Origin of the sequence: Aeromonas sp. ASNIH8 (assembly GCF_002919855.1) — a bacterium.
In the GTDB taxonomy this organism is placed as follows: Bacteria; Pseudomonadota; Gammaproteobacteria; order Enterobacterales; family Aeromonadaceae; genus Aeromonas; species Aeromonas caviae.
Genome location: NZ_PQLN01000052.1, coordinates 25,917 through 35,003, shown reverse-complemented (window position 1 = coordinate 35,003; position 9,087 = coordinate 25,917). Strand labels below are relative to the sequence as shown.

9 protein-coding genes are annotated in these 9,087 nt (G+C 61.9%); 4 read left to right on the top strand and 5 right to left on the bottom strand.

The features are described 5' to 3' along the window. Positions 1–220: IS5/IS1182 family transposase (locus C3418_RS14235; RefSeq protein WP_024176516.1), on the bottom strand; the 220-nt coding region annotated here is incomplete at its 3' end. A gap of 34 nt (positions 221–254) precedes the next feature. Between C3418_RS14235 and C3418_RS14225 the strand changes: the two genes are divergently transcribed. Next, on the top strand, positions 255–620 hold the full coding sequence (locus C3418_RS14225; protein WP_233768461.1) for a hypothetical protein: 366 nt from the start codon (positions 255–257) through the stop codon (positions 618–620). A 14-nt stretch (positions 621–634) separates the two neighbouring features. Next, the gene (locus C3418_RS14220) at positions 635–1,309 is read left to right on the top strand and encodes a fimbria/pilus periplasmic chaperone (RefSeq protein ID WP_223931213.1); all 675 of its coding nucleotides are present in this window, start codon (positions 635–637) and stop codon (positions 1,307–1,309) included. A gap of 34 nt (positions 1,310–1,343) precedes the next feature. On the opposite strand, the gene leuE is transcribed toward C3418_RS14220, so the two are convergent. After that, complete coding sequence (gene leuE, locus C3418_RS14215; protein WP_010672336.1) at positions 1,344–1,982, bottom strand: leucine efflux protein LeuE; 639 nt, start codon at positions 1,980–1,982, stop codon at positions 1,344–1,346. Positions 1,983–2,193: 211 nt separating this feature from the next. Here leuE and C3418_RS14210 point away from each other — a divergent pair, with 211 nt between their 5' ends. Continuing rightward, a complete protein-coding gene (locus C3418_RS14210) occupies positions 2,194–3,414 on the top strand; it encodes an MFS transporter (protein WP_103858756.1) in 1,221 nt (406 codons plus the stop codon). Positions 3,415–3,632: 218 nt separating this feature from the next. Here C3418_RS14210 and C3418_RS14205 read toward each other — a convergent pair whose 3' ends face one another. Both C3418_RS14205 and ftnA read right to left on the bottom strand, forming a co-directional pair. Continuing rightward, entirely contained in the window at positions 3,633–4,817 is a 1,185-nt protein-coding gene (locus C3418_RS14205) for an NAD(P)/FAD-dependent oxidoreductase (RefSeq protein ID WP_053287975.1), read from the bottom strand. Positions 4,818–4,979: 162 nt separating this feature from the next. Continuing rightward, positions 4,980–5,504, bottom strand: a complete 525-nt coding sequence (gene ftnA / locus C3418_RS14200; protein WP_010672333.1) for a non-heme ferritin — start codon at positions 5,502–5,504, stop codon at positions 4,980–4,982. A 209-nt stretch (positions 5,505–5,713) separates the two neighbouring features. Between ftnA and C3418_RS14195 the strand changes: the two genes are divergently transcribed. After that, the gene (locus C3418_RS14195) at positions 5,714–7,498 is read left to right on the top strand and encodes a GGDEF domain-containing protein (protein ID WP_103858755.1); all 1,785 of its coding nucleotides are present in this window, start codon (positions 5,714–5,716) and stop codon (positions 7,496–7,498) included. Positions 7,499–7,515: 17 nt separating this feature from the next. Here the strand turns inward: C3418_RS14195 and fabV are convergent, their stop codons facing one another. Continuing rightward, positions 7,516–8,703: an enoyl-ACP reductase FabV gene (fabV, locus tag C3418_RS14190; protein ID WP_039040675.1), complete on the bottom strand. Its 1,188-nt coding sequence runs from the start codon at positions 8,701–8,703 to the stop codon at positions 7,516–7,518. Between the last annotated feature and the right edge of the window lie 384 nt (positions 8,704–9,087).

The following is a 9,087-nucleotide window of genomic DNA, read 5'->3' as shown; positions in this document are numbered from 1 at the left end:
CGCTCAGGTTGTACCAATGCTGCATGCAGTGAATGCGTAGCATGGTTTCCAGCGGATAAGGTCGCCGGCCATTACCAGCCTTGGGATAAAACGGCTCGATGACTTCCACCATGTTTTGCCATGGCAGAATCTGCTCCATGCGGGACAAGAAAATCTCTTTTCTGGTCTGACGGCGCTTACTGCTGAATTCACTGTCGGCGAAGGTGAGCTGATGACTCATGATGAACCCTTTTTCATGGCTCCAGATGACAAACATGATCTCATATCAGGGACTTGTTCGCACCTTCCCTTTCTATCCGGCAGGCTCCTTCGCACCTGAACAGGCCGTCCCCATCCCTACCAGGCTGGTATTCGATTCGGTGGTTCATGGCGCGGGTTCACGGCACGCCATTCGCTGCGATCGCACACCGGTGGATATTCGCACCCTCGGAATACAGGACAATCAACCACCGCAGGAGTGGAATGATCCCGTCAACGGCCAGGGCATCACCCGGTTTTACAAACTGGCGCTGGAATTCGACCTGACCGATCCCATGGTGCAGCGCACCATGGGCGACGAGATGTGGGAAGGCGAGGTGGAACAAAGCGGCACCATCACCATCAAGGGGACCTGGCGCTGACCATGGAGTACAACATGCATCGTCTACTTTGGCCCTTGCTGGGCGGCTTGCTGGCCTCACAGGCCGCCGCCCTCGACATCGGCGCCATGACTCTTGCCATGGCGCCAGAGCAGGAGTTCATTACCAGAACCCTGACCAACAACAGTGCTTCACCCAAGCTGTACGACATACAGATGGAAAAAATCAGCGATCCCACGGCCAGAGGCAGAACACTGCCCACCGTCCCCGGTGAGCTGCTGTTTGCCCCCAGGCGCTTCACCCTGCACGCCAGACATGCCCAGAACGTCAAGTTCTACTACAAGGGGCCCGCCGATGACCATGAGCGTTACTACCGCATCACCTTCACCGAGTCACCGGCAGCCCAGGTGGATGAAGGCAGCCAGACGCAGCACCGGGGAACCGTCGAGGTGAAGCTGGCCCTGCAGTCCATCCTGGTGGTGCGTCCGCGTCAGTCACGTTTTGCATACCAGCTGGACCCGGCACAGAGCACCATCACCAATACCGGCAACACCTATTTCGAGTTCATGGTGAAACGGGGCTGCCAGCAGGCGGACAGCGAGGCGGACAGCAAGTACCTGCTGCCCGGGGAGACCTACCACAATCCCGGGATCAATCAGCCGGGCAACCAGAAGCTCATCGTCTACCAGTCCCGCTTCATCCCCGTGGGCAAGGATTGCTGGCCAGACTAGGTGCCCGACACCGGACGGTCAGCAATCCCCAGGGTCAGGAGGAGAGCGTCGCCAGCCTGGCCGCAAACCCCATGAAGAAGAGGCCGATAAGGCCGTTGCCGAGACGGGCCGCCGTCTGGCGCTGACGGAAAAAGCGGGCCATCAGGGTACCGCCGAAGATCAGCAGGGTCAGGTAGACGAAGCTCATCGCTTCCAGCATGCCAGCCAGCACCAGGTAGGATATCCAGGTGTGGGCATAGCTGAAGTCGATGAACTGCACGAAGAAAGAGACGTAGAACAGAATCGCCTTGGGATTGGTGAGGCTCAGGGTGAGGGCCTTGGTAAAATAGCGCTCACCGGGATCCATCTCGGACGCCGGTCCCGCCTTTTTGGCGATGAAGTTCGCGTGCAGGATCTTCACCCCCAGATAAAGCAGGTAGATGGCGCCCAGATAGCGCACCAGGGTAAACAGTAATGGGGTGGTGCGAATGAGGGACGCGATCCCCAGATAGGCGCAGAAAATGAGGATGGCATCGCCGACGAAGACGCCGAGGGCGGCGCGATAACCCGGGCCTATGCCGCGCACGGCACCGGTTCGCAGCACGTAGAGGGAGTTCGGGCCCGGGGCGATGATGATGAAGAAGAGACCGACCAGATAGGTCCAGACGTTGATGACACCCAGGCTTTCGAACATGTTCCCTCCATGGCGGGTGATGGGCCGGATAACGGCGGCAGGCCTTCTATACTAATCCGCCCCGCGCCAAGCACAAGATCTGACCAGCCATCCACACGCCGTCAGCATGAACGGCCTGCGCGCCACGCGAACGCAATCCGGGCGTTCGCCCACTTTGGTTATGTCCAGATACGCCGGGATAGGGCATGGTAGAGGGAGTGATACCCCAGCCATGGACAAAACCTTGAGTACCGACACCCCGATCACCGCCCCGCCCGCGGTGGACAACTCGACTACCACCGCTTATCCGGTGATCGCCGCCATCAGCTTCTCGCACCTGTTGAACGACATGATGCAGTCGGTACTGCTGGCCATCTATCCCCTCCTGAAGCTGGGGCTCGATCTGTCGTTCACCCAGATAGGTCTCATCACCCTCACCTACCAGTTCACGGCCTCGCTGCTGCAACCCCTGATCGGCCTCTATACCGACCGCAGACCCATGCCCTACTCCCTGCCTCTGGGCATGGGCTTCACGCTGGTGGGGCTGCTCTACCTGTCGCAGGCAGGCAGCTTTGGCGCCGTGCTGTTGTCGGCCATGCTGATCGGCATGGGCTCCTCCGTCTTCCACCCGGAATCCTCCCGGGTCGCCCGCATGGCGGCCGGCAACCAGCCCGGTCTGGCCCAGTCTCTGTTCCAGATCGGCGGCAATCTGGGATCGGCCATCGGCCCCCTGCTCGCGGCGCTCATCATAGTGCCGAAGGGACAGGGTAGTGCGGCCTGGTTCTCGTTGTTCGCACTCATCGGGGTCATCGTGCTCAGCTTCGTCGGCCGCTGGTCCAGCCACCATGCCGCCAGCTTCCATCGGCGGATGAGGGCCCATGCCGGCACCGGCCTGAGCCGCCGCCAGATTGGCTGGTCACTGGCTATCCTCGGTCTGCTGATGTTCTCCAAGTTCTTCTACATGGCCAGCCTGAGCAGCTATTACACCTTCTACCTGATGGACAAGTTCCACCTGTCGCTGGAGAGCGCCCAGCTCTATCTGTTCGCCTTCCTGTTTGCCGTCGCGGCAGGGACAGTGCTCGGCGGGCCGCTCGGCGATCGCATCGGTCGCAAGCGGGTGATCTGGATCTCCATCCTCGGCGTCGCTCCCTTCACCCTGCTGCTGCCCCACGTCGACCTGTTCTGGACCTCGGTGCTGTCGATCGTCATCGGCCTCATCCTGGCGTCGGCCTTCTCCGCCATCCTGGTCTACGCCCAGGATCTGGTACCCGGCAAGGTCGGCACCATTTCAGGCCTCTTCTTCGGCTTCGCCTTCGGCATGGGAGGGATAGGGGCCGCCCTGCTGGGCAAATTGGCCGATGCCACCAGCATCGAAACCGTCTATCAGGTCTGCGCCTATCTGCCCCTTATTGGCCTGCTGACCGCCTTCCTGCCCAATATCAGGAGAGGCTAGAGGCCAACCAGCGACCGACCATAAAAAACGCGGCCTGAGCAGGCCGCGTCTGGTTCCATCACTCGGGCCGCCTGACACGGCCCGATCCGCTCGGACTCATCCGCTGAGCCTCTTTGTCAGCAGTACGGCCTCTCCCCCAGCCCGACGACCGGGCCCACTGGAAGTTGTCACCCGAGAGGCCGCTGACGGGACTATTCACAGCAAGGATGCGGCATCCCTCAGCAGTACTGGCCTGCCACCCAGCCCGACGACCAGGCCCACTGGAAGTTGTAACCACCGAGCCAGCCGGTCACATCGACCACTTCGCCGATGAAGTAGAGGCCGGGCACGGTGCGCGCCTCCATGGTCTTGGAGGAGAGCTCGTTGGTATCCACTCCCCCCAGGGTCACTTCGGCGGTGCGATACCCTTCGGTGCCGTTGGGCAGGATCTGCCAATCCCCCAGCAGGGTGGCCACCGCCTCCAGCTCCCGTTCGTTGTACTGGCGCATCGGCTTGCTCACCAGCCATCCCAGCTCCACCAGCTTGTCGACGAAGCGCTTGGGCAGCTCGCGCCCCAGCACGGTTTTCAGCTCCTGGGCAGGATGGGCCTGGGCCCAGGTCTTGAGGGTCTCTGGAATGTCGAGATCCGGCAGCAGGTTGATGTGAATCTTCTCCCCCGCCAGCCAAAAAGAGGAGATCTGCAGGATGGCGGGGCCGGAGAGGCCGCGATGGGTGAACAGCATGGCCTCCTTGAAGCGGGTGCCGTCCTCGGCGGTCACCGCCACCGGCAGGCTGACCCCCGCCAGATCGGCGAAGGCCTCCTTGTCGGCCTGATGCAGGGTAAAGGGCACCAGCCCGGCGCGAGTCGGCAGCACGGTGAGGCCGAACTGCTCCGCCAGCTTGAAGCCGTAAGGGGTAGCACCGAGTTTCGGCATGGAGAGGCCGCCGGTGGCGACCACCAGCGACGAGCAGGCGATCTCCCCCTTGCTGGTGTCGAGCACGAAGCCTTCATCTGTCTTGCTGACGGTGAGGATCTCGGTCTGGAACTGCAGGGTCACGCCAGCCCAGTCGCACTCGGTCAGCAGGATGTCGACGATATCCTTGGCGCTGTCGTCGCAGAAGAGCTGGCCCAGCGTCTTCTCGTGGTAGTTCAGGCCATGCCTGTCCACCAGATCGATGAAATCCTGCTGGGTATAGCGCGCCAGCGCCGATTTGCAGAAGTGGGGGTTGGCCGAAAGGAAGGCATGGGGACCCGCCTGATGATTGGTGAAGTTGCAGCGACCGCCGCCGCTGATGAGGATCTTGCGGCCCGGCTTCTTGGCGTTGTCGAGCACCAGCACGGAGCGACCCCGGTAGCCAGCCTGGGCCGCACACATCAATCCGGCCGCCCCGGCACCGATCACCACCACATCCACCTGTTTCATCGTCACTCACCCATCAAAAGAAAAACGGCCCCTTTACCTTAAAGGACCGTCATTGTACCCGGCAGACACCAGCACAGCGGTACAAGGACACCTGCAAATAGAAAACGGCCCCTTTACAAGGGGCCGTCATTGTACTGACTGAACACTAAGTGTCCACGACTATCAGGCGTTGCCGTCCATGATGCTGGCCGGGGCGCCCTTGGCCAGCTCGGCCAGCTCCTTGTCGATGAAATAGAGGCCCTTGCCATCCTCGCCCACCAGGCTCAGACGGTCGACGATGCTCTTGAACAGCTTCTCCTCTTCGTGCTGCTCGGCCACGTACCACTGCAGGAAGTTGAAGGTGGAGTAATCCTGGGTGGTGAAGGCGACGTGGGCCAGACCGTTGATGCACTTGGTGATGTGATACTCGTGCTCCAGGGTGGTGCGGAAGATGTCACCCAGGGACTTGAATTCGTGGGGAGGCGCTTCGATGGCCCCCAGCACCGGCATGGCGCCGGTCTCGCTCACGTAGGTGAACAGGCGCTCCATGTGCTGGCGCTCCTCGACCGCATGCTGGCGCAGGAAGGTGGCGGCCCCCTCGAAGCCCTTGTCCTCGCACCAGGCGCTCATCTGCAGGTAGAGGTTGGAGGAATAGAATTCAAGATTAATCTGCTCGTTCAACTTCTCGATCATGGCTTTGGCCAACATGATGATTCTCCACTGTGATTTGCCCACGATTGTCGCCACTGTTGCATCCTGACGCAACCAGAGACAACCGACGCACCCCGCAGTTGCGACGACTTTTCACCTCATCCTCTCCCCCATACGGTTATAGAGAAGCAAAGAAACATGGTGTAGATGACATCAGCCATTATGATGGCGCCATTGGTCGGGGAAAGGATTCAATGAGATTCATAATGGCACTGGCGCTGCTCTGGATGACCCAGTTGCAGGCAGCTCCCTCCTTGCTGAAAGAGGCTGAATTGCAGGCGGCGCGCGATCCCGTCGGCTATCTGCAGCGCCTCGACGCCAGTCCCCAGCAGGATATGGAACTGTTCTACGCCAGGTCCCTGGCCCAGGCAGCCCTTGGCCGCTATCCCCAGGCACAGCGCGACAATGCCCGCGCCCGCGGTCTGGCCAATGCCCAGCAGGAGACCCTTCGCCTGCTCGACTTCCGGTTGCAGCAGATTGCCCTGACCCTGGATGCCGATACGCCGGATCAGGCGCTCGAGCTGCTCACCCAGCTCTGGCCGGCGGTCCGGCATCACCCCAGGCAGGTCTCGGAGTGGCATGCCCTCAACGGGCTCGCCCTCTACCGTACCCAGCAGATGAAAGAGGCGATCCTCGAGCTCAAGACCGCCTATCACCTCAAGCAGAAAGAGCCGGGTTCCGTCCTCTCCACCTTGCAGTGCGGCCGTCTGCTGATGACCCTCGGCAATCTCTATGCGGACCTCAATCTCTACCGTGAGGCCGAGACCTATTATCAGGATGCCCTCGGCCAGATGGTGCAGCTCAACGAACCCAACAGCCAGGCCATCATCCGGGCCAACATGGCCAGGCTCTACATCGACATGGGCCAGCCTGCCAGAGCCAGCCAGTTGCTCGATACCCTGCTGGCCACGCCGAGCCTGTCACCCCACTATCGTGCCATCGTCCTCGGCTACCAGGCCATGGTGTTCAACGCACGGGCGGACTGGCACTCAGCCTGGCGCAGCCTGGAGGAGGCACAAGCCATCTATGACAGGCTGGATAGCCCGCAGGCGGCCTCCCGTCTGACCGAGATCAGGGCAAGAACCCTGCTGGGTCGTGGCGAGAAGCAGCTGGCCCTGCAACTGCTGATGGAGCACACCGCCCCTCTCTCCATGGATGGTCGGGCGATGCAGGCCAGGTTACTGGCCGATCTGGGCCGCTACCCCGAGGCCTACGGGGCCATGACCCGCTACATGCAGTACTACAAGCAGCACTTCAACCAGACCCTGAGCCAGCACGCGGCCGCCTTCCAGGTCGAGATGGATCTGGCTCGCAGCGAGGCCAGCAATCGCGCGCTGCAGCAGAAGAACGAGAACAAGCGCCAGCAACTGCTCTACCAGCAGAGTGCCCGCTACTACCAATTGCTGCTGCTGGTGCTGCTGGCCGTCGCCCTGATCCTGCTCGGGCTCACCACCCGCAGGCTCCACCGCAGCTCGCGCCACCTCTACAAGCTAGCCACCTTCGATCAGCTGACCGGGCTGCCCAACCGACGCGCCCTGCTGGAGAGACTGGGTCAACAGTGGCTGCACGAAACGCCCCTGACCCTGCTCATCATCGACATCGATCACTTCAAGCAGATCAACGACAAGCATGGTCACCAGGCGGGGGATCAGGCTATCCGGCAGTTGGCCAGGGAGCTCAAGAACTGGGCACCGGACCAGCAATTGATCGGGCGCTGGGGCGGGGAAGAATTTCTGGTGGCCATGACCCAGGACGGGGCCACCTGCTGGCGGCTGGCGGAGCAGCTGAGAAGCCGGATCGCCTACCTGGCCGCCCCCCACATGACCATCAGCATCGGAGTGGCGGAACGCTCGACGCAGGATGACAGCCTGAGCCAGCTCATCCATCGGGCCGACATGGCCATGTATCAGGCGAAACGCCAGGGGCGCAACCAGACCGTGCTGGCCCAGTCTCCCCACCTTTCCCCTGAACTGGCCTGCAACGTCGCCTGATGCCCCTCGTGCGGGTGTCAGGGCGTCAGCTCAGTGAGTGACGCCACGTTCACCGGCGCACCGTAATCCACCCCCGGCAGCTCGAAGCCGTTGAGCTGCATGAACTCCTGGCGCAACCCGGCAAAATCCCCCAGGGTGCGGAAGTTCTCCGGCGTCACCTTGGGCCAGAGTGCCGAGACGGCGGCCTGCACCGCTGGCTCAAGCTCGTGGTCATCCATCCGGATCAGCCGGTTGCCATCGGCGACGACCCCTCTGGGCCCGTACATCTTGTCGGCAAACAGCCGCTGCATCTGCTCGATGCAGCCCTCGTGGACACCACGCTCCTTCATCACCCCCATCAACAGGCCCAGATAGACAGGCAGCACCGGAATAAACACGCTCGCCTTGGTCACCAGCGCCTTGCAGACCGACACCCAGGCATGACCGCCAATCCCGGCAAGTTGCAGGTTGATGGTCTCGGCGGTGGCGTGCAGGTGCTCCTTGGCATAGCCGATGGTGCCGTCCCGATAGAGGGGATAGGTGGACTCGGGGCCGATATAGGAGTAGGCAACGGTCCGGGCGCCGGGGGCCAGGCAATCCGCCTGCTGCAATGCCTGCATCCAGCGCTGCCAGTCCTCGCCCCCCATCACGGTGACGGTGTCGCGGATCTCCTCCGGGGTGGCTGGCACCAGCGACTGCTGCACCAGCGCATCGTGCTCCAGATCCAGCCCCCAGCCTTGCAGCGGCTGGCCTGTGGTCTTGAGCACCGAGCGTACCTGTGTGCCATCCGGCATCACCCTGACTCCGCTCGCCAGCGAATAGACCACCAGATCCACCTGCCCGAGTCGCTGGCGGATGACGTCGATGGCCTGCTGGCGCATGGTGTCGGAGAAGGCATCTCCGATCAGGTTGACGGCGATGCGACCGGCTTGCTCCGCCGCCTGACGAAACCAGATGTTGTTGTACCAGCCAGCACTGCCGAGCCCCTTGTCGGAGGGACCCCGCTCGAACGAGACGCCCAGGGTATCGGCCCCGGCGCCGAAGGTGAGCGCGATCCGGGACGCCAGCCCGAAACCGGACGATGCCCCCAGCACCAGCACCCGTTTCGGCCCGTTGAACGGCCCCGCCGCCCGCACCTGTTCGATCTGTTGCAGCACGGCGGCGCGACAACCCATGGGGTGGCAATTGCGGGCAACACAACCCTGGATCTGGGGATGAATGATCATGAAGGACTCTCCGGTGCATCGGTGGGACATGAGAAACGGCCATGACAGCGTCACCCGGTTGCAGGTGAGGAGCCCTGGTCGTTTTGCCAAGGGAACTGGCTACAGCATAACCAAGGGGGGCACGATTACCTTGATGTCGGACGGGATATGGACTGGAAGAGGGCAGAAAAACAAAAGGGAGCGCGAGGCTCCCCAAAGCGGTATTCAGATGCTTTTTGTTGTTTTGTGTTCATTGCGAAGCACGGGCACATCCTATTTCCCCACCTTCTCGGGGGCAATAGCACGCCTGTGACCGGCGTCAAACTCCTGTTCAAAATATGCACTCCCCGGCCACCTGCACCTCTACGCCTTCCGGTTCGGGGTCAGGCAAATCCTGAAACTGTG